Source organism: Phycisphaerales bacterium, from assembly GCA_035627955.1.
Taxonomy (GTDB): Bacteria; Planctomycetota; Phycisphaerae; order Phycisphaerales; family UBA1924; genus JAEYTB01.
This window is the reverse complement of the sequence record DASPKU010000020.1, coordinates 1-20,058: the sequence shown is the minus strand read 5'-3', so window position 1 is coordinate 20,058 and position 20,058 is coordinate 1. Positions and strand designations below refer to the sequence as shown.

Below are 20,058 nucleotides of genomic sequence, written 5' to 3'. Positions count from 1 at the left end.
GCAGGACGTTGTAGGAATCGCGGAAGAGGATCCAGAGGGACTCGCGCACGCTTTCATCGTCATCGACGACCATCAAGGTCCGGCGAAGGCTGGAGGCTGCGGCGGGACGACGCCGGAGCACATCAAGCAACTGGCTGGGATGGTGGAGCAGTTCAACAGGAGGGGCGCTGTAGCGGGGATTGCGGCGGCCGCGTCTCGCACTGGCGGGCAAGCCGCCAGTGGCACAAAGGGCGTCACCTCGCTGTACTCCGTCGCGGACTACCGCCAGGACACGTCGATCCTGATCATCGGTGAGCGGATGAACGCCAGCGGCTCGCGGGCGTTCAAGAAGCTGCTGGAAGCCGAGGACTTCGACGGCATCGTCTCGCTCGCCCGCGAGCAGGTGCGGCACGACGGGGCGCACGTGCTGGACCTCAACGTCGATTACGCCGGGCGCGATAACGCCCGCGACGCGGCCGAGGTGGTGCGGCGCGTCGTCCGCCAGGTGAACGCGCCGCTGATGCTGGACTCCACACAGATCGCCACGCTGGAAGCGGGCCTTAAGTGCTTCGGCGGCAAGGCCATCATCAACTCGGCGAACTTCGAGGACGGCGAGCACAAGTTCGACGCCATCTGCGGGCTGGCGAAGAAGTACGGGGCCGCGCTGGTCATCGGTTCCATCGACGAGGACAAGGAAGCCTCAATGGCCCGCACGGCCGACCGCAAGCTCTCCATCGCGGAGCGCGGCTACCAGCGCGCGGTGGAGGTGCACGGGCTCGACCCCGCGGACCTGCTGTTCGATCCGCTGGTGCTCCCAATCTCGACGGGGATGGAGAGCGACCGCCGCTCCGCCCTGGAGACGATCGAGGGCGTGCGGCGGATCGCGGCCCGCTTCCCGGAGTGTCAGACCACTGTGGGCCTCTCGAACGTCTCGTTCGGCCTGAAACCCGCGGCCCGCGTAGTGCTCAACTCCGTGTTCCTGCACGAGCTCCAGGAGGCGGGCCTCACCAGCGCCATCCTGCACTTCAGCAAGATCCTGCCCAAGAACCGCATCCCGCAGGAGCAGTGGGACGCGGCCCTGGACCTCATTTACGACCGCCGGCGCGAGGGCTTCGACCCGCTGAACGTCTTCATCGAGCTGTTCAAGGACGTCGAGGCTTCGACGGGTGCGAAGAAAGAGAAGAAGCAGCTCACGGTCGAGGAGCAGCTTCGAGCTCACATTATCGACGGCGAAAAGGAGGGCCTCGCCGAAACGCTGAAGGCGGCCCTGACGAAGTATGCCCCGCTCGACATCATCAACGACCACCTGCTCGACGGCATGAAGACCGTGGGCGAGCTCTTCGGCAGCGGGCAGATGCAGCTGCCGTTCGTGCTGCAGTCGGCCGAGGTGATGAAGATGGCCGTGTCGCAGCTCGAACCGCTGATGGAGAAGAAGGCGGGCCCCGATGGGAAGCAGTCCAAGGGCAAGATCGTGCTCGCGACCGTGAAGGGCGACGTGCACGACATCGGCAAGAACCTCGTCGACATCATCCTCACCAACAACGGCTACACGGTCGTGAACCTGGGCATCAAGCAGCCGATCACGGACATCGTGAAGGCCTGGCGCGAGCACCAGGCCGACGCCATCGGTATGTCGGGTCTGCTGGTCAAGTCGGTTAACGTGATGGAGGAGAACCTCAAGGAGCTCAACGGGCTGGGCATCAAGGCCCCCGTCGTGCTCGGCGGCGCGGCCCTCACCCGCCACTACTGCGAGAGCCACCTCCGCAGCACCTACGAGGGCGCGTGCATCTACGGCAAGGACGCGTTCGACGGCCTCCGCATCATGGACCACGTGACGGCGGGCAAGACCGACGTGCTGCTGCGCGAGGCTTCGGAGCGGCAGAGCAAGCGGACGATGGCCGAGGAGCAGATCAACAAGACACGGATCGAGAAGCTGGCCGCGGCGAATGGCGGAAGTGGCAAAGTGGCGGAGTGGCAAAGTGGCACCATCAGGGAGCGGGTGCGGTCCGACGTGTCCCCCACTGCTCCGGTGCCGGTGGCGCCGTTCTTTGGTTCGCGCGTCGTCACCGACCTGGACCTCAACGACATCTACCCCTTCATCAACCCCGTCGCCCTCTTCCGTGGCCAATGGCAGGTGAAGAAGGGGGCGAAGAGCGACGCCGAGTACGACGCGTTCATCGAGGACGAGGTCGTGCCGGTGTTTGAGTCGCTCAAGAAGAAGTGCCGCGATGAACGCGTGCTTCAGCCCGCGGTGGTGTACGGGTACTTCCCGTGCAATGCCGACGGTGACGACCTTGTCATCTGGGACCCGGGGTCCGTGGGTACCCCGCCGCTCCGCGGCGGCTTCCAGGTTGATGCGGAAGTCCTCAAGGCGGCGGCGATGACCCGGCCCAACGAAGATCCGCCGCGGAGCGGCGGGGTACCCAGAGTTCTCGAGCGGCTCACCTTCCCCCGCCAGGGCGACAAGCGCCGCCTCTGCATCTCCGACTTCTTCCGCCCCATCGAATCCGGCGAGGTCGACGTCATCGGCCTGCACTGCGTCACCATGGGACCGCGGGCGAGCGAGGCCGCGAAGAAGCTGTTCGAGGCCCACAAGTACACCGACTACCTCTACCTCCACGGGCTGGGCGTTGAGACCGCCGAGGCCCTCGCCGAGTTCTGGCACAAGCGGATGCGGCAGGAGATGGGCATCGCTAACGAGGACTCGCCGCGGATCAAAGAGCTGTTCACGCAGCACTACCGCGGCAGCCGCTACAGCTTCGGGTACCCCGCGTGCCCGGACATGTCGATGCAACAGAACCTGTTCCGGCTGCTGAAGCCCGAGCGGATCGGCTGCACGCTCACCGAGAACTTCCAGATCGACCCCGAGCAGAGCACGAGCGCGATCATCGTGCACCACCCCGAGGCGAAGTACTTCAACGTGTAGCGGCAATACTCGGAGGGCGACGGCGTTCGACGGGCACTCGATTGCCCGCCAAGGATGCACTATGCCCCCGACTCACCTGAGGATGCTCGCCCCGCTCGCTGCCACCTTGCTCACCCTTATCGGCACGACCGCGACGGCCCAGCCCGAGCCGCCGCGCGATGAGCGGCCCCGCCCGGACCAGTCGCCGGCGCCGATGCGCGGGCGCGGCGGCCCCGGCATGGGCGGCCCCGGCGGGCAGGAACGCAAGCTTCTCGCCCGCTTCGACGCGGACAAGAACGGGCAGCTCAGCCGCGAGGAACGCCGCAAGGCCCGCGAGTACCTGAAGGACAATCCGCAGCGACGTCCCGGCGGCGGCCCGGGCGGCCCGGGCGGTCCCTTGGGCAACTTCGGCCCGGGCGCACGGGAGGAGGCGAAGCCCGGCGAGCGGGTATCGCCTGCCGATGTGAAGCCCGTCAAGAGCACGGCCCTGTACGACACGTCCGCCGTCCGCACGTTCTTCCTCGAGTTCGACAGCGATGATTGGGAGCAGGAGCTCGCCGACTTCTACAACACCGATGTCGAGGTGCCGGCGACGCTCACGCTCGACGGCCGGAAGTACCCAGGCGTGGGGGTGTCGTTCCGCGGGGCCTCCTCGTTCTTCGCGGTGCAGGCGGGGTACAAGCGGTCGCTCAACATCTCGGTCGACTTCACGGACAGCAAGCTGCGCGTGCACGGCAAGAAGACGCTGAACCTGCTTAACGCCCACGCCGACCCCTCGATGATGAGCACGGTGCTGTACTCGCTGATCGCCAACGAGCACATCGCGGCGCCCAGGGCCGCGTTCGCGCGCGTGGTGATCAACGGTGAGAGCTGGGGCGTGTACGTCAACACCGAGCAGTTCGACTCGGTGTTCGTGGCCGAGCGGTTTGAGTCTGGCAAGGACGCCAAGGGCGCACGCTGGAAGGTCAAGGGCTCACCCAACGGCTCGTCGGGGCTGGACTACCTTGGCGAGGAGATCGAGCCCTACCGCGCGAAGTACCAGATCAAGAGCAAGGACCGCGAGGAGGACTGGCGGGCGCTCATCGAGCTCTGCCGCGTGCTGACCGAGACGCCGCTGGAGGAGCTGGAGGACAAGCTCGCGCCGATGCTGGACATCGACGGCGCGCTGTGGTTCCTCGCGCTCGACAACGCGCTCGTCAATATGGACGGCTACTGGGTGCGGGCGAGTGATTACAGCATCTACCGCGACAGCAAGGGCGTGTTCCACCTCATTCCGCACGACATGAACGAGGCGTTCTCGCCCGGCGGTGGGCCGGGCGGGCGGCGTGGACCAGGCGGCGGCCCTGGCGGGCCTCCCCCCGAGCAGCGCCCCGGAGACCGCGATACGCCGCGCCCGCGCGATGGCCACGAGCCGCCCCGGGAAGGGAACGAGCGGCGGCCGCAGGCCCGCGGCGGTGTCGAGCTCGATCCGCTCATCGGTATGGACGACCTCCGCAAGCCGCTCCGTAGCCGTCTGCTGCGGGTGCCAGCGCTCCGCGAGCGTTACCTCGAGAAGGTCCGGTCCCTCGCTGACCGGTCGCTCAACTGGGACCACCTCGGGCCCAGAGTGCGCGAGCTCCGGACGCTGATTGAGCCCTACGTGCGGGCGGAAACGCGGCGGGAGACGCCGTTCGAGGCCTTCGACCGCGCGACGGCCGATACGCCGCCAGGCGAGGGGCAGGGGCGCTCGCGCTCGCTGCGCGCCTTTGCGGAGAAGCGGCGGGCGTTCCTGCTCGCCTACAAGCCGCGCGATCCCGAGTCGCCCCCGAACGAAAAGGGACGCGACTGACTCCGCGTGCCTCAGATCCCGTGGTTGGTCCAGACCTCGAACTTGGCCATGTCATTCAGCCGGGCGGGGATCGCCTCGCGCTGCTCGCGGGTGAGGGCCGCGTCCACCTGCGCCTTGAGCGTTCGCTCCAGTTCCACGCGCTCCGTGCGTGCCTTCACCAGCGGGTGGTCCTCGCTCAGCCATGAGCCGTTGAACATGATGGCCCGCTCTTTGCGCTGCGGCCTGCCGATGGCCTGCGCCAGCGACTCGGGCATTTCCTCTTCCTGGAACTTCCGCCAACCCGCGGCCGCGCGCCGGGCCCACGCCTCTGTCTTCTCCTTGCGCTGGCGGCGCACGGCCTCGATCTGCTGCTTCTGCTCGGGTGACAGTTCCGGCAGGCGGAGGGCGTCCTCGATGTACTGGTCCAGGCGCGTGGGCCGGTGCAGCATCGGGTAGCTGGACGCGAACACGCGCTGCTCGAAGCCGCTGCGCCGGTCCTCGGGCAACTCGGCCGCGACCAGTCGCGCGTACCGCTCGTTGGTGTCGCGCACCGTGAGCCGCAGCCGCAGGGCTTCCTTCCAGACCTCCGTCGCCCGCGCGGCGTCCTTCTTCACCAGCTCGTAATAGTCCTTGCCCTCGCCTTCGAGGTACGTGTCGCGTGTGGTGAGGGCGTGATCGATCTCCGTGCGGTACCGCAGCAGCACCTCCGCGAGGGGCGCGGGCATGTCGCGCCCCTCCACTGCCTCTTCGGCGATGCCGACCACATCCACGGCCTCGCCGCAGAGCTGGCCGCGGGGGATGCGGCGGATGCGTCGGAGCTCCCGCTCCAGCGTGGGCCAGTTGGCCTCCTGCTCGCGCGTGAGCAGGCTTTTGAGGTCGGTGAGGAACTGCTGCTTGATCTGCTCGGCACGCGCTTTGAATGCCTTGACGCGTTCGCGCACAGGCTCGAGCATCTCGTCGTTGTTCATGAGCTCGGCCCGGTCAACTTCGTCGTAGCACTGCGCCTTGAGCCGGTTGATCTCGTCATTCAGCTGCGCCGCGTAGCCGTCGTACAGGTCCTGCAGCGACTTCTGTGCTTCCGGCGAGAGCTGGAGCACCCGGGTCATGACCTTGAGGTCGCGAGCGGAGAACTCCGGGCGGAACGCCTCGCCCTGGAAGAGCGGCATCTGCCAGGAGCCGTTCTGGGCGAGCGAAGCGGGCGCGAGGAAAGCAAGGAAGATGATCAAGAAGAAGAAGGCGGGCGTGACGCGCATGCGGCAACCTCCACGTGGATGTCCCCAGAGATGCGCGTGTCACCAGCTTCCGGCAAGGCCTGACGGCCGCCCTCACTGAGCCGGCCGCCGCCTCAGGAGCAGCACCAGCACGGGCCCTCCCAGCAGGCTCGTGAGTATCGAGATCGGCGGGTGGCCCGAGCCGAAGTCGATGAGGCGCGTGGCCGCGTCCGCGCCGATCACGAGCGTCGCGCCGCTCACGGCCGCCCCCACCACCAGCACTCGGTGCGATGGGCCGAGCAGCAGCCTCGCCGCGTGCGGGCAGATGAGGCCGACGAAGCCAACTGGGCCGGCGATGACCACGCTCGATGCCGCCAGCACGCCCGAGAGCACGAAGAGAAGCGTGCGCAGCCTTCCAAGGCCCACGCCGACGCTGCGGGCCTCGTCGTCACCCAGCGCCGCGGCATCCATCGCCGGTCCTGCCCAGGCACCCGCGACGATGCTGGCGAGCGTGAGCCCTCCTACGAGTGCAAGCTGCCCGCGCGGCACGTCGTCCGACAGCATCCCCCTGAGCAGCCGCGATGCCGCGACACCCTGGTCGGGCATCAGGCTCTTGAGCAGCTGCGTTCCCGCCCCGCACATGATGGCGACCACCACGCCGACGAGCACGAGCGTGATTGGATCGAGCAGGCCGCGGCGCTGGCTGAGGACGTACACCAATGCCAGCGCCCCAAGCGCGCCGAGCACCGCCGCGGAGGTGGTCGTCCACCCGACGCCGCTTCCCCCCAGGTCGGTCGCGGCGATGCCCAACCCTGCAAGGTAGCCGATGTACACGATCGCCATCACCCCCAGCCCCGCCCCGGAGGCGAGGCCGAGCAGGTCGGGGGACGCGAGAGGGTTCCGCAGGAGTGACTGGAGCAGGACGCCCGACACGCCCAGCGCCGCACCCACCACCAGCCCTGAAACGACGCGCCACTGCCGCACCTCGAGCATCAGAGATGTCATCTCGGGCGTATCGCCCCCGCCCCCGATCATCAGCCGCCATACCACGGCCGCGCCGAGCAGGCCCATGAGCAGGCAGAGGGCCAGGATGTCACGGGTGCGGGGCACAGGCAGAGCGTAGAGGATTGGTCGGGGCGGTGCTGGGCGACGTCATGGCACGTCGAGCTCCCGCATAATCCGCAGTGCCTCGTCACGGAGGGCTGGAAACTGGGCGGCCTTCTCCAGCATCGGACGGGCGGCCTGAGGATTGCCCGTCAGGTCGAGGGCGATGGCCATGAGAAGGTAGGGCCGGCCCCCGCCACCGGGTGTGAGTCCAGGCGGGCGGCCCGGACGCTCCACGTCGTCGATCGCGAACCTCAGGATCGCGATGGCCTGCTCGGGCCGGTTGAGCTCGTCCTCCTTGAGGTACATGAGGGCGAGCTCCACCGCGGGCTGCCAGGGCTCGGGGTTGTTGTCCATGCCGTGCAGGAGTGATGCCTCGGCCTCGCGAAAACGGCCCAGGCGTCGCTGCACCTGCCCGAGCGAGGTCCAGACTCGACCGTCCTGCGTCGACCTCTCGAGGATCTCCTGATAGACGGGGATCGCCTGTTCGAGCTGGCCTCGGTTGGCGAGGGCGTCGGCATAGGAGAGCATGACCGCGGGGCCGGCGTTCCCTGTCTCGATAATGCGGGCGAGGAGTCGGTCGTTGTCCTGCCAGAGGGTGGTCTGGCGCCAGGCCAGGGGCGCAAGCACGCAGGGGATGAGGATCGCCACGCCCGCCAGAATGGCACGGTTCACCGATGGATAGCGATCCAGCAGCATCGCGAACCCGCCTGCCGCCGCGATAGTCACGCCGATGAGCGCCACATAGGAATAGCGATCGGCCACGAGCTGCGGCCCGCTCTGGAGCACGCCGAGCACGGGCGAGAGGATGACAAGGTAGGTGAAGGCGACCGCCGCCACGCCTGCCGCCCGCTTGCGGCCGGCGACGAGGAGCCCCGCCGCACCCAGCGCGATGATGACACTGAGTGCCACCGCAGGGTCGGTGGGTTCCATGTGCGGAGGCTTCTCGTACATGGGGGAGAGGCTGGTCGGGGCGATGGTCTTCCACAGGTAGAAGACCAGGCCGTAGCAGGCCTGGAGGGCGCGATCGGCGATCGTCCATGATTCCAGCGAGGCCACGGCCTTGCCGGTTGACTTCTGGGCGTAGGCAGCGAGGGCGGCGAAGAGCAGTCCGAGCACGGCGAAAGGGATCTTCTCCAGCAGGATGCCGCGGCCCTTCGCCGAGAAAAGGGCGGCGGTGTGCACGCGCCGCAGCGGGTAAACATCGAGTGTGAGAGCGACGACGAAAAAGGTCATGCCCCAGGCTTTCGAGAGCAGCGATAACCCAAGCAGCGCGATGGCGAACAAGTACGCCGGGATAGAGGCGACCCCCGGCCCACCGCGCCTGACCGCCCGCAAATAGGCGAGCGCCGCGCCAAGGAGGAACAGGGTGCTCAGGACGTCGCGCCGTTCGGTCACCCAGGCCACGGACTCGACCCGCAGGGGGTGCACGGCCCAGACCACGGCCGCCAGGAGCGAGCTGACGGTCAGCGTCCGGATCGGGCAATGCGGGCGAGCGGCGCCGAGCAGCCGCCGCGCCAGCAGGAATACCAGCGCGGCGTTCACGGCATGGATCAGGATGTTGGTTGCGTGATAGCCACGCGGGTTCATTCCCCAAAGGGCATGGTCGATGGCGTAACTCAGCCACGTGAGCGGCTGGTAGTGGCCCATGTGGGTGGTGGTAAACATCCAGCGGAGGTTGTCGGGGCCGAGGCCCCGATAGCCGTCGACGCTGAGGAGCACCGCCGCGTCGTCAAGGCCCACAAACGGGGCTGAGAACGCTGGGATGAATGGGACAATCGCGAGGACGAACGCGACCAGCGCGGGCCACGAAGGCAACGGGCCGGCATGCTGCTCATCTGAACGTCCGTCCGGGCGCGGCATGAACGGATGATACCGGCGCGTGCGGGCCGCGCGGCCGAGTTGGCGCCGATACCACCCATGTCCGGCGCGCTCAGTTGTTGACCAGTCGCCGGTTTGGACGGCATCGGCCGCTCCACACAGTCAGCACCAGAGCGCCGCTGACGACGCCCGCGTTGCGGCGAGTCTTTGATTATTCTGCTCCGACTTCCAAGTGCCTCGTCAGGTAGCTGCGTTCAAGCGATGTTCAAAGCCCGTTCCATCGAAGGAAACTGCTGAACCGGATGGCTGCCCTGCACCCGGCGCTGGTCGAAGCACGGGTACTGGACGCCCTGGAGCGCAACTCGACAGGGGCATTGGCTACCTCCGGAGTACCCGGGCTTCAAGTAACTGTGTGCATTGGGGATCGGCCGCCCCGCACGTTCGCGGCCGGCGCCGCGTGCCTGGCCCGCGGGAACCCGGTGACACCCCGCACCCGCTTCCGCATCGCGTCGCTCTCCAAGCCCGTCGCGGCTCTGGCTCTTGCTCGCGCCGGTTCGTCGCGGCTGATCGACCTCGACGCGCCTGTCGAGCCCGAGCTGTCACACGTTGAATCCCTGTGCGCGAACCCCTGGCTGCGCACACTCACCCTGAGGCAACTGCTCTCGCACTCGTCGGGGATCATTGACGCACATGTGCCGCACGTGCCGGAAGGCACGCCGCGGCCGTCGCTTCTCGAATCACTCAATGGCGCGCTCGGCGTCGCCGCCCGGTTTGAACGCGAACCCGGCGAGGCGTCGGTGTACTCGGGCCTGAACTATGCGCTCGCCGAATACGTGTGCACCGTACGCCTTGGCCGCGCCTTCAGCGAGATGGTGGCCCAGCTGGTGCCTGGGGCGGAGTTCGGTATTGCGGCGCGGAGCGCGCCGGAGGTCGCCAGCGAGCATGATCCGGATGGTCGCGTGCTGCCGCACCAGATCCCTGTGGCGTTTGCCTCGTCCGGCCAGGTCGCAAGCTCCGAAGAGCTCGCGGTCGTGATGCACGACGCGATGATGCACGCGGTCGGTGATCGCACCTCGAATGACCCTGTCGCGGGATCGGCGGCGCAGCTGTTCACCCTTCAGCCCACGGTGCAGAAGCCGAAGTTCAGCCTGGGCCTTCATCGGCTGGGGAGATGTGAGGTAGAAGTCTGGGACCACTACGGCCACCGGCCCGGCCTCAGGTGTGCCCTGAACATCATCCCGTCCGCGCGGCTCACGATCGTCGCTCTCAGCAATGGCGAGCGGGGGACCGACGTGATCGACCCCATCCTGGCGATGGTGCGTGGCATCTGTGAGCACGCCTAGCAGCCGGGCGACTCAAAAGAAAACAAGGGCGGGCTCCTGGCGCCCGCCCTCGTGATCAACTCCTGGTGAGGCTCAGCCCTCGTCCTTCACCTTGTACTCGGCGTCGATGACGTCGTCCTTGGGCTTGCCGCCGCCCGCGGCACCGGCATCCGCGCCCGGCGTGCCGCCGTTCTTCGCGGCCTCCTCGTACAGGGCCTTGCCGAGCTCCATCGCGGCCTTGTCGAGCTCGTTGCGGGCCGCCACGATCGCGTCCTTGTCGTCGGACTTGATCTTTGTCTCGAGGTTGCTGATGGCGGACTCGATCTTGCCGCGGACCTCGGCGGTGACCTTGCCCCCGTGCTCTTCCAGCTGCTTGCGGGTCTGGATGACCAGCGCGTCGCACTGGTTCTTGAGGTCGACGAGCTCGCGCCGGGCCTTGTCCTCGGCCGCGTGGGCCTCGGCGTCGCGCTTCATGCGGTCGATTTCGTTCTTGTCCAGGCCGCCGCTGTTGGTGATCTTGATGTCGGCCTTCTTGCCGCTGGCCTTCTCCGTCGCGGTGACGGTAAGGATGCCGTTGGCGTCGAGGGCGAACTCCACCTCGATCTGCGGCGTGCCACGTGGTGCGGGCGGGATTCCGGACAGGTCGAACTCGCCGAGCAGGCGGTTGTCCTTGGCGAACTCGCGCTCGCCCTGAAGCACGCGGATCTGCACGCTGGGCTGGTTGTCCGCCGCGGTCGAGAACACCTCCTTCTTGGAGGTGGGGATGGTGGTGTTGCGCTCGATCAGGCGCGTCATGACGCCGCCGAGGGTCTCAACGCCCAGGGAGAGCGGGGTGACGTCCAGCAGCAGGATGTCCTTGACGTCGCCGGTGAGAACGCCGCCCTGCACGGCCGCGCCGATGGCGACGACCTCGTCGGGGTTGACGCTCTTGTTTGGCTCCTTGCCGAAGATCTCCTTGGCGATCTGCTGCGCCCGCGGCATGCGGGTGGAGCCGCCCACCAGCACGACCTCGTCGATCTTGCTGATGTCGATCTTGGCGTCGCGGAGCGCGTTGCGGCACGGCTCCTTCAGCCGCTCGAACAGATCGTTGGTGATCGATTCGAACTTGCTGCGGGTGATCGACACCTGCAGGTGCTTGGGGCCGTTCTGGTCGGCGGTGATGAATGGCAGGTTGACCGTCGTCTCCTGCATCGTGGAGAGCTCAATCTTCGCCTTCTCCGCGGCTTCCTTCAGACGCTGCAGGGCCATCGGGTCCTTGCGGATGTCGATGCCTTCCTTCTTGCGGAACTCCTCGGCGAGGAAGTCGATCAGGCGCTGGTCCCAGTCGTCGCCGCCCAGGTGCGTGTCGCCGTTGGTGGAGAGCACCTCGAACACGCCGTCGCCGATGTCGAGGATCGACACGTCGAACGTGCCGCCGCCCAGGTCGAATACGGCGATCTTCTCGTTCTTCTTCTTGTCCAGGCCGTAGGCGAGGGCCGCGGCGGTGGGCTCGTTGATGATGCGCTCGACCTTGAGGCCGGCGATCTCGCCGGCGTCCTTGGTGGCCTGGCGCTGGGCGTCGTTGAAGTAGGCGGGCACGGTGATCACGGCGCGGGTGACCTTCTCGCCCAGGTAGTCCTCGGCGGTCTTCTTGAGGTCCTGGAGGATGAAGGCGCTGATTTGCTGCGGCGTGAACTCGCCCTGGTTGACCCGGACCTTCACGAACTCCTCGGGCCCGCCGGTGATGGTGTAAGGGACTTTGGACTCTTCGTTGCCGGCCTTGCCGTACCCCGCGTCAGCCTGCGACGAGACCTCGCTGTGACGCCGCCCCATGAACCGCTTGATCGAGAAGACGGTGTTCTTGGGGTTGGTCACCTGCTGGTGCTTGGCGGGCTGGCCGACGAGGCGCTCGCCCTTGTCGGTGAAGCCGACGACCGAGGGGGTCACCCGGTTACCGGAGGAGTTGATGAGGACCTTGGGCGAGCCGCCTTCCATGACGGCGACGCACGAGTTCGTGGTGCCCAGGTCGATGCCGATGATTTTGGACATTGTTTGGTTCTCCTGCTGCTGCTGAGGGGGGTAGTGCAAGGGTCATGCCAGCCGCCTGAGGGCGGCAGAGGCGGTGAGCGGGTGCAAACGGCGGCAGGATTGCGCGCCCGAGGCTCGGACGGCTGCCGATGTGGCAGGCCAAACCTTTAACCGCAGAGCACGCAGAGAACGCAGAGAGAGGCAGGGGGAGCGGTCGGACAGTGATCTCTAAGTCGTCAATGCGATGCGCTTTATGCCGTCGGTGAGGACCTTGGTGTTGAAGTTCAGAATCAATCCGACCGGCAGGGAGGTGAGCTTGAGGTAGGTCAAGAGTTGAGCGTCGTAGACAGGCGTCAACCGCTCGGCTGACTTGAGCTCCACAATGACGGCGCCTTCGACAATGAAGTCGGCGCGGAAAGCGGTTTCTACCTTGATGCCCTTGTAGAGGACGGGTATCTCGACCTGACGCTTGAATGCGATCGAGCGGAGCGCGAACTCGTGCGCAAGGCACGCCTCGTAAGCGGACTCCAGAAGCCCGGGCCCGAGCGCCCGATGCACTTCAATAGCCGCCCCGATGATCGCCTGCGTCAATCCTGCATGCGGGTACTGCTCCATCCCATTTTCCTCTCTGCGTTCTCTGCGTGCTCTGCGGTTAGTTGCCTTGGCGTATCGCATCCAGCGCCAAAACTTCAAACACCACGTGGGAGGCGAGGAGGGCGGTGATGTCGGACACGTCCCGGTCGGGGAGCACCTCGACGACGTCGGCACCAACGATGTTCGCGCCCTTGAGCGAGCGGAGGAGCCGGAAGACCTCGGCAGAAGTCAGCCCGCCGACGGAGGGCGTGCCGGTCCCAGGGGCGTAGGCGGGGTCCACAACATCCACATCGAACGTCAGGTACGTCTCAGCGCCGTTCAGCTGCGCGACGAAGGCCTCCACCTCCCGCGAGCCCGCGCGGACGGACGCGTGCCATTGCTCGGCGGTGATCACGGTGATGCCGTGCTGCTTGGCAAAGTCCAGGTCGTCGGGGGTGTTGAGAGGGCCCTTGATGCCCACTGACAGCATCTTGCGCGGGTTGATGAACCCATCCTCGATTGCGCGCTTGAACACCGACGCGTGCCCCCACTTCTCGCCCCAAACGGCATCAACGGTGTCGAGGTGGCTGTCGAAGTGGAGCAGCGCGAGACCGCCGGCGGGGCGGCCGCAGCGCTCCCATGTGGCGCGGATGTTGGCGTAGGCGATCGAGTGATCGCCGCCGATGGCGAAGAGCTTGGTGTTCGCGTCGGCCACGCCGCGGACCCAGTCGGTCACGGCGTCGAGCGTGCCCTTGCCGTCATACGGCTTCACGGGTGCATCGCCGGCATCGCATAGGCTGAGCTTCTCGCACACGTCAACCGCGTGCTCGAGGTGGTAGCGCTTGACGTACTGCGAGGCATCACGGATGGCGCGGGGACCGAAGCGGGCGCCGGGCCGGTAGGTCACGCCGCCGTCGTAGGGCACGCCGTAGAGCGCCCAGTCAAGCGGGCGCGACTCCTTGGGGACAAGCTCGAGCTGTGGGTAACGGCAGAAGGTCGGGATGCCGGCGAAACGCGGAGTGACGCGGGTGTTCGCGAGGATGGTGGAGGGCATGCGGCTAGTTTACGGGAACACACGACGCGGGGAGGGTGGTGCAAGCAGCGCTCACAACCAACCGTCGTCGAAGCGCATCCCCGGGCTGATCTGTGCCGCGTCAGCGGTCTCGACCATCCCGGCCACCGGGTACGCGCAGTAGTCGACGCTGAAGGAGCCCGCGGGGCGGTGGTTGCCGGACTGGCCAAGGCCGCCGAAGGGCAGCTTGCTGCTGGCGCCCGCAGTGCCTGTGTTCACATTGATGCACCCGGCGCGGCACTCGTGGCGGAACGCCTCGATGGCGCGCTGGTCGTGCGTGAAGAGGCTCGCCGCGAGGCCGTACTGCGTGGTGTTGGCCTGCTCGAGGGCATCCTCGAGCGAGTCGACGACCGCGACCCGCAGCAGTGGGCCAAAGATCTCCACGTCGGCACCGGCCTCCGACGACAGATCTCGCCCAGTCGTGAACCGCTCCACCCGCATCACCCCCGGGGACATGAACCAGCCGTCGCGGTCCAGTGCGGTTGCAAGAACGAGGGCCTCACCACCCGCCTTCTGCATGGCCCGCTGCGCCTCCAGGATGTCGCGCCGCGACGCTTCCGAGATCACCGGGCCCATGAACACCGGGTGCTCGGCACGCGGGTCGCCGATGATCAGCTGGCTCGCGGCCTTGCACAGCGCGGGAATAACCCTGTCGGCCACCTGCCGGTGCACAATCAGGCGACGCGTGCACGTGCACCGCTGGCCCGCGGTGATGAAGGCGCAGCGGACGCACTCGATCACCGCCTGCTTGAGGTCGGCGTCGGGGAGGATCACCGCGGGGTTGTTGCCGCCCATCTCGAGGGCGAGGATGCGGCCGGGGTGATCGAGGTTGGCCTCCATGATGCGGCGGCCGACGGGCCACGACCCGGTGAAGAGCACGCCGTCGATGTCGCGGTGCGAGGCGAGGGCGGCGGCAATCGGGGCGTGCCCCTGCACAAGGTTTAGCACGCCCGCGGGCGCGTGCTCGGCCTCGAGCGCCTCCTGGAAGAACTCGGCCAGCAACTGCCCGCACGCGGGGGCCTTGTCGCTGGGCTTGAAGACTACGGTGTTGCCCAGCGCCAGGGCCGGCACGATGTGACCGTTGGGCAGGTGCGCGGGGAAGTTGAACGGTCCGAGCACCGCCATGACGCCGTGCGGGCGGAACCACGCCTGCCCGCGCCGGGTGGGCATGGCAGCGCCCATCGAGACCTCGTAGGGAGAGACCCGCCTGAGCGATCCTTCGGGGCCGCTATCCAGGGTGATGTCCACCTTCGCGCCCAGCAGCTGCGCCTCGGCCTTGGCGTCCCACAGCGGCTTGCCGACTTCATCGCGGATCAGCGCGGCCATCGCGTCCACGCGTGCGGTGGCGATCTGCTTGAACCGGTGGAGCACGCCGGCGCGCCGTTCGAACGGCCACCGCGACCATTCGCGGAAGGCGCCGCGCGCCGCGCCCACGGCCTCGTCCACGTGTCCCTGCACGGGCGAGCCGGACCACACGGTCTCGCTCGGATGGGCCGGGTTCTCGGATCGGATCGTCTGGCCCGGGATCGGCACCCATCGCCCGCCGATCAGGTCCGCGGGCGCCCGCATCGTGCCGCTCGGGGAGGCCGCGCTGGCGCCGATCGTGGCCACGTCAGGACCTCACGCCCTTGGAGCGGCCCTTCGCCTTGCCCTTACCCTTGGTCTGCCGGCGCGAGGCGCCGTTGGCCCGCACTGCGTCGGCGTCGGGCTGCTCCGGGCTGCGCTCGCCCGAGCGGACCTCCTCTGAACGCATCCACGCCTGCATCGGCGTCATTCCCACTGCCGCGCCCGGCGAGGCCATGAGCAGCTCCATGACCTGACGGGGCACACGCACCTGCTCGCCCTCAACCTCCGCCCAGCACTCCAGCGCGCGGAACTCGGCATCGTCGTTCATCGTGCTGAGCATGACGGGGGTGGTGCACCGCTCGGGGCTGGCCGGCTTGCCGAGGGTCAGGCGGCGTGTCTGGTTCACCAGCGACACCTTGTCGGTGTCCGCCTCCAGGTGCGGGCCGGTGTCGAAGGGATCGACAATGCCGCGGTAGGAGAACCCAAGGCTCTCGAGCAGCCTGCGGGCGGGCACCGTCTCGGGCGACACTGCCCCGATCTGGTTCTGCACCTCCAGCGGCAGCAGCGAGAGGTAGATCTCGTCCTTGGGCAGCAGCTCGGAAATGAACGCCCGGTTGTGCTGGCAGAAGCGGTCGGCCTCGGCGTACTTCACGGGGATGAACTTGCGGCCGAAGGCGTCCCAGAAGAGGTTGTCACCCTCGGGGGTCACTGGCGGGGCCATCTCGGCGATGATCCGGTTCGAGAAGACGCTGCGGTACAGCCCCATGAAGTGGAACCGCACGAACGAGAGGAAGCGCCCCGGGCGGCCGCGGTGCCCGCGGTGGCTGGGGGCGAGGATGAGGCCGCCGATCTCGGTGGGGCTGGTCTCGTCGGCGTAGAGCTGGCCCACCTTGTGGGTCGTCCCCCAGCCGAGCTGCTCGCTGCGGAAGGTCTTCTCGGAGATCTTGAACGCCCAGTTGGGATTGCCCGGCCCGCCCATCTTGGCCCGCACCTGGCTCGTGCCCAGCGTGGGCCCCCCGGAGTGTGCGTCGGTGTCGATGATTGTGAACATGAAGAGGTCCGAGTCCTCCTGCATGTGCGAGAGGCCCGAGCCGTGGCGCTTGCGCCGGCGGGGGTCGGGCTTGGCGGCGCCCGCGGGCTCAACGAGCTTGGAGAAGCAGCGCTGGCTGTGCTGGATCTTCTCGAGGATCAGACGCTCCTCGGGCGGCAGGTTGATGAAGTAGACCATCCGCGCCAGCTTCTGGAGCGTGGGGGCGTCCTCGGGCTTGGACTGACGGATCACGAACACACGGTGCTCCGGGGGGCGGGATGGGAGAAGTCGGCGTTTCCGTGGGGCGGCTGAGGGTGGGGGCGGGCAATCCTACGCCGTAGGCCGCGGACCACGGGTTTGGGGCGGCTGGTGGCCCGTGTGCGGGCTCCGGGGCCAGGATCAAGGGGTACGCTCCTTGGTTATGGGAACTGGCGAGAGACCAGCGGAATCCACGGCCACTCAGGGACGGCAGGTACCCACCCGCGAGGGGTACGACCAGTGGAGCGACATCTACGACTCCGACGGGAACCCGCTGGTGCTGCTGGAGGAGCCCGAGGTCGAGCGGTCGGTCGGATCGGTGGCTGGGCTCAAGGTGCTGGACCTGGGGTGTGGGACGGGGCGGCACTCGCTGCGGCTGGCCGCGCGGGGGGCGAAGGTGACGGCCTGCGACTTCTCCGAAGGAATGCTGGCGAAGGCGAAGGGCAAGCCAGGGGCGGAGGAGGTCGAGTGGGTGGTGCACGACCTCTCGACGGGGCTGCCGTTCGAGGACGGTGCCTTCGACGTGGTGCTGTCGGCGCTGGTGCTCGACCACGTGCGTGATGTGGATAGGTTCTTCGCCGAGGCCACGCGGGTGTGCCGGCGCGGCGGGCGGATGGTGTTCTCCGTCATGCACCCTGCGATGATGCTCAAGGGCGTGCAGGCGCGCTTCACGGACCCTGGCACCGGCGAGCGCGTGCACCCGCAAAGCGAGCCCAACCAGATCAGTGATTACGTCATGGGTGCTGCGCGGGCGGGGCTGCGGTTCACGCACATGAGCGAGCACGCGGCCACCGAGGCGCTCGCCGCGAAGGCCGAGCGGGCCCGAAAGCACCTGGGCTGGCCGCTGCTGCTGATGATGGTCCTCGAGCACGGGTGAACCACTGGGACGCGGCGGCGTACGAGTGCTCGCATGGACCAGGCAGTAAGCGGCGGTGTGATTTCTGGAGCGCCGGTAAATGAGGGCGTGCAGCGGCGTCGCCGGCGCGTGCGGAGCGCAATCGCCTGGGTGCTGCTGATCGGGGCGGCTCTTGTGCTGGCGTTCGGCTGGCTGATGCCAATCGTCCGCACCGACTCGCGCCCGATGCAGCTGCTGGTGTGGATCGCCTTCATGGTGCGCACGTTTACGTTCCACGCCGGTCTTGCCGTCGCAGTCGTCGCTCTCTACATGCTCGCGTTCCGGCTGTGGAAGCCGCTGATCGCGGCGGTGCCGCTGCTGGCCATCACCTTGGGCCCCGCGGCCTTGTCGTACTGGCCCAAGGACCCGCCGCCGATCACCGGCCCAGGCCTGACGCTGATCTCGTGCAACCTGCTGGTTGGTTCGGGGAGCGCCCGAGCCGCCCTTGAGTACATCGAGCGCGAAAACCCAGATGTCGTGTGTTTCCAGGAGTACAACCCAGCCGCGCACGAGGTGCTGTCTGTCCCGCTGAAGGAAAGCTACCCGCACGTGGTCACCGGCACGCGCGAGGACGCGTTCGGGCAGGCCGTGTACTCGAAGTTCGAGCTGCGGGAGGCGAAGCTCTACCCCCCACCGCTCTCGCCGGACGCAGGGAAGGGGCGGCGGTCCACCGGCGTGACCGAGCCGCAGATCCGCTGCGTTGTGACGGTGGATGGGCGCGAGGTCGTCATCCAGAACGTTCACGACACGCCGCCAGCCAGCCTGCGCCTGCTGCAGGAGCAGCTGCGCTACTTCGAGTGGCTCGACGACTTCATCGGCGCTGAGCGTCGCCCCGTGATCCTCGTGGGCGACTTCAACTCTACCGCCTCTACCACGCAGTTCGGGCCGCTGCGGCGGGCCGGTTACCGCTCGACCCACGAGCTCGCCGGCAGCGGCCGTGGCTCGACATGGGTCGACACGACCTGGCTGCGGCACCTGCCGGGCGTGCGCATCGACCACATCTGGGTCTCGCCGGGCCTCACGTGCGAGCGGGCGGAGGTTGGCCCTTCCATCGGCTCCGACCATCGGCCCATCATCGCGAAGGTCGGATTCACCGCCGCCCGTTAGCGCGGCCTCGCCGCTACCAGCTCGCGGCAGCGCGCCGGGTCCACAGGGCTCGACCACACCCCGCCCGCCTTGATCCACGAGCCCACAATCAACGCATCCGCGTGCTGGAGGTACGGCGCGACCAGCGGCGGCGTCACGCCCGAACCAACCAGCACCGGCAACTTCGTCGCCGCCCGCACCTCCGCGAGGTGCGCGGGGTCCGCCGGGTGACCCGTCGCGGTGCCGGTCACGATGACACCATCAGCGCTGAAAAACTCCGCGGCCTGGCACGCCTCCGTCAGCGAGATGTCGGCCGTGATCGCGTGGCTGGCGTGCTTCTTCTGGAGATCGGCGATCACCTGGATGTGCTCGGCCCCGATCGCCCGCCGGTACCGCAGCAGCGGCCCCGCCGCGGCCTCCGCCAGCACGCCCTCGTCCGCCACGTGTGCGAACACGTACCCCTCACAGCGCACGAAGTGTGCCCCGGACGCGAGGGCGACTGACAACGCCTCCCGCTCGCCGCGGGAGAGCACCTGCACGCCCATGACGCGGTCGCGCACCACCTCGCGCACCGCCAGGCACACCCGCGTCATTGCCGCCGTGATCTCCGGCCCGTGCGGGGCGTTCACATACGGGCGGTCGTGCATGTTCTCGACGATCAGGCCGTCGAACCCCGCGTCCATCAGCACGCGTGCCTCGGCCACCGCCTGACGCGTGAGCTCATCCAGCGACTGCCGCGCGTGAGGCGTGCCGGGGAGCGCGCCCACGTGCACCATGCCGATCAGGGCCTTCGACGGGAGACTCATGCCTTCACCACCCTCGCCTTGGCGCCGCTGACCTTCGACATCGCGTCGCGCGTGTCCACCACCAGCTTCGCGTGCCGTCCGATGGCGGCGTAGTCCACCGCCTTGTGGTCCGTCACGATCAGCACGCAGTCCGCCTGCCGCAGCACCACCTCATCCAGCGGCACGCTCTCAAGATCGATGCTGTACTTCCGCATCTCCGGGAACCGCGGCACGTGCGGGTCGTGGTAGCTCACCTTCGCCCCGCGCTCCAGCAGCAGCCGGATGATCTCGGCCGCGGGCGTCTCGCGGATGTCGTCCACGTCCGGCTTGTACGCGATGCCCACCACCAGCACCGACGACCCGCGCACCGGCTTGCCGACGTGGTTGAGCGCCTCGGCCGTGCGGTCCACCACATAGCGCGGCATCTGGTGGTTGATCTCGCCCGCCAGCTCGATGAAGCGCGTCACGTGCCCGTACTCGCGGGCCTTGTATGTCAGGTAGAACGGGTCGATCGGGATGCAGTGCCCGCCCAGCCCGGGCCCGGGGTAGAACGGCTGGAACCCGAAGGGCTTGGTCGAGGCCGCGCGGATCACCTGCCAGATGTCGATCCCCATCTCCGCCAGCACGGGCTTGAGCT

15 protein-coding genes are annotated in these 20,058 nt (G+C 67.9%); 5 read left to right on the top strand and 10 right to left on the bottom strand.

Going from position 1 to position 20,058, the window contains the following annotated elements:
• Both VD997_16325 and VD997_16320 read left to right on the top strand, forming a co-directional pair.
• On the top strand, positions 1-2,905 hold a 2,905-nt coding region (locus tag VD997_16325), incomplete at its 5' end, for a vitamin B12 dependent-methionine synthase activation domain-containing protein (protein ID HYE63558.1).
• Between the two features lie 61 nt (positions 2,906-2,966).
• On the top strand, positions 2,967-4,712 hold the full coding sequence (locus VD997_16320) for a CotH kinase family protein (GenBank protein HYE63557.1): 1,746 nt from the start codon (positions 2,967-2,969) through the stop codon (positions 4,710-4,712).
• Between the two features lie 11 nt (positions 4,713-4,723).
• On the opposite strand, the gene VD997_16315 is transcribed toward VD997_16320, so the two are convergent.
• The 3 genes from VD997_16315 to VD997_16305 all read right to left on the bottom strand — a co-directional run bounded on the left by VD997_16315 (position 4,724) and on the right by VD997_16305 (position 8,869).
• Positions 4,724-5,944: a hypothetical protein gene (locus tag VD997_16315; protein ID HYE63556.1), complete on the bottom strand. Its 1,221-nt coding sequence runs from the start codon at positions 5,942-5,944 to the stop codon at positions 4,724-4,726.
• Positions 5,945-6,016: 72 nt separating this feature from the next.
• Positions 6,017-7,012, bottom strand: coding sequence for an iron ABC transporter permease (locus tag VD997_16310; GenBank protein HYE63555.1), 996 nt, complete (start codon positions 7,010-7,012; stop codon positions 6,017-6,019).
• Between the two features lie 42 nt (positions 7,013-7,054).
• Positions 7,055-8,869: a tetratricopeptide repeat protein gene (locus tag VD997_16305; protein HYE63554.1), complete on the bottom strand. Its 1,815-nt coding sequence runs from the start codon at positions 8,867-8,869 to the stop codon at positions 7,055-7,057.
• A 260-nt stretch (positions 8,870-9,129) separates the two neighbouring features.
• Between VD997_16305 and VD997_16300 the strand changes: the two genes are divergently transcribed.
• Positions 9,130-10,170 carry a serine hydrolase domain-containing protein gene (locus tag VD997_16300; protein HYE63553.1) on the top strand — a complete coding sequence of 347 codons (1,041 nt, stop codon included), beginning with the start codon at positions 9,130-9,132 and terminating at the stop codon, positions 10,168-10,170.
• Positions 10,171-10,242: 72 nt separating this feature from the next.
• Here VD997_16300 and dnaK read toward each other — a convergent pair whose 3' ends face one another.
• From dnaK to VD997_16275, 5 genes are all read right to left on the bottom strand, one after another.
• Positions 10,243-12,216, bottom strand: coding sequence for a molecular chaperone DnaK (dnaK, locus tag VD997_16295; GenBank protein HYE63552.1), 1,974 nt, complete (start codon positions 12,214-12,216; stop codon positions 10,243-10,245).
• A 168-nt stretch (positions 12,217-12,384) separates the two neighbouring features.
• Positions 12,385-12,771 carry a GxxExxY protein gene (locus tag VD997_16290; protein ID HYE63551.1) on the bottom strand — a complete coding sequence of 129 codons (387 nt, stop codon included), beginning with the start codon at positions 12,769-12,771 and terminating at the stop codon, positions 12,385-12,387.
• Between the two features lie 37 nt (positions 12,772-12,808).
• Positions 12,809-13,783 (bottom strand): agmatinase, encoded by a 975-nt coding sequence (gene speB / locus VD997_16285; protein HYE63550.1) that lies wholly within the window; start codon positions 13,781-13,783, stop codon positions 12,809-12,811.
• 51 nt (positions 13,784-13,834) lie between these two features.
• Entirely contained in the window at positions 13,835-15,412 is a 1,578-nt protein-coding gene (locus tag VD997_16280; GenBank protein ID HYE63549.1) for an aldehyde dehydrogenase family protein, read from the bottom strand.
• A 1-nt stretch (position 15,413) separates the two neighbouring features.
• Positions 15,414-16,655 (bottom strand): arginine N-succinyltransferase, encoded by a 1,242-nt coding sequence (locus VD997_16275; GenBank protein ID HYE63548.1) that lies wholly within the window; start codon positions 16,653-16,655, stop codon positions 15,414-15,416.
• Positions 16,656-16,818: 163 nt separating this feature from the next.
• On the opposite strand from VD997_16275, the gene VD997_16270 reads away from it, so the two are divergent.
• Both VD997_16270 and VD997_16265 read left to right on the top strand, forming a co-directional pair.
• Complete coding sequence (locus tag VD997_16270) at positions 16,819-17,532, top strand: class I SAM-dependent methyltransferase (GenBank protein ID HYE63547.1); 714 nt, start codon at positions 16,819-16,821, stop codon at positions 17,530-17,532.
• 33 nt (positions 17,533-17,565) lie between these two features.
• Complete coding sequence (locus VD997_16265) at positions 17,566-18,657, top strand: endonuclease/exonuclease/phosphatase family protein (protein ID HYE63546.1); 1,092 nt, start codon at positions 17,566-17,568, stop codon at positions 18,655-18,657.
• On the opposite strand, the gene VD997_16260 is transcribed toward VD997_16265, so the two are convergent.
• Together VD997_16260 and VD997_16255 are read right to left on the bottom strand one after the other, a co-directional pair.
• Complete coding sequence (locus VD997_16260) at positions 18,654-19,442, bottom strand: BtpA/SgcQ family protein (protein HYE63545.1); 789 nt, start codon at positions 19,440-19,442, stop codon at positions 18,654-18,656. The two genes, VD997_16265 and VD997_16260, sit on opposite strands and share 4 nt — an antisense overlap.
• A partial coding sequence (locus tag VD997_16255; GenBank protein HYE63544.1) for a UDP binding domain-containing protein occupies positions 19,439-20,058 on the bottom strand: 620 nt, incomplete at its 5' end. The genes VD997_16260 and VD997_16255, both read right to left, overlap by 4 nt.

Bases quoted from the DNA above. Each gene is read 5' to 3' on its own strand.
- VD997_16315 (HYE63556.1), bottom strand. From the start codon at position 5,944: ATGCGCGTCACGCCCGCCTTCTTCTTCTTGATCATCTTCCTTGCTTTC.
- speB (HYE63550.1), bottom strand. From the start codon at position 13,783: ATGCCCTCCACCATCCTCGCGAACACCCGCGTCACTCCGCGTTTCGCC.
- VD997_16265 (HYE63546.1), top strand. From the start codon at position 17,566: ATGGACCAGGCAGTAAGCGGCGGTGTGATTTCTGGAGCGCCGGTAAAT.
- VD997_16290 (HYE63551.1), bottom strand. From the start codon at position 12,771: ATGGAGCAGTACCCGCATGCAGGATTGACGCAGGCGATCATCGGGGCG.
- VD997_16305 (HYE63554.1), bottom strand. From the start codon at position 8,869: ATGCCGCGCCCGGACGGACGTTCAGATGAGCAGCATGCCGGCCCGTTG.
- VD997_16260 (HYE63545.1), bottom strand. From the start codon at position 19,442: ATGAGTCTCCCGTCGAAGGCCCTGATCGGCATGGTGCACGTGGGCGCG.
- VD997_16300 (HYE63553.1), top strand. From the start codon at position 9,130: ATGGCTGCCCTGCACCCGGCGCTGGTCGAAGCACGGGTACTGGACGCC.
- VD997_16270 (HYE63547.1), top strand. From the start codon at position 16,819: ATGGGAACTGGCGAGAGACCAGCGGAATCCACGGCCACTCAGGGACGG.
- VD997_16320 (HYE63557.1), top strand. From the start codon at position 2,967: ATGCCCCCGACTCACCTGAGGATGCTCGCCCCGCTCGCTGCCACCTTG.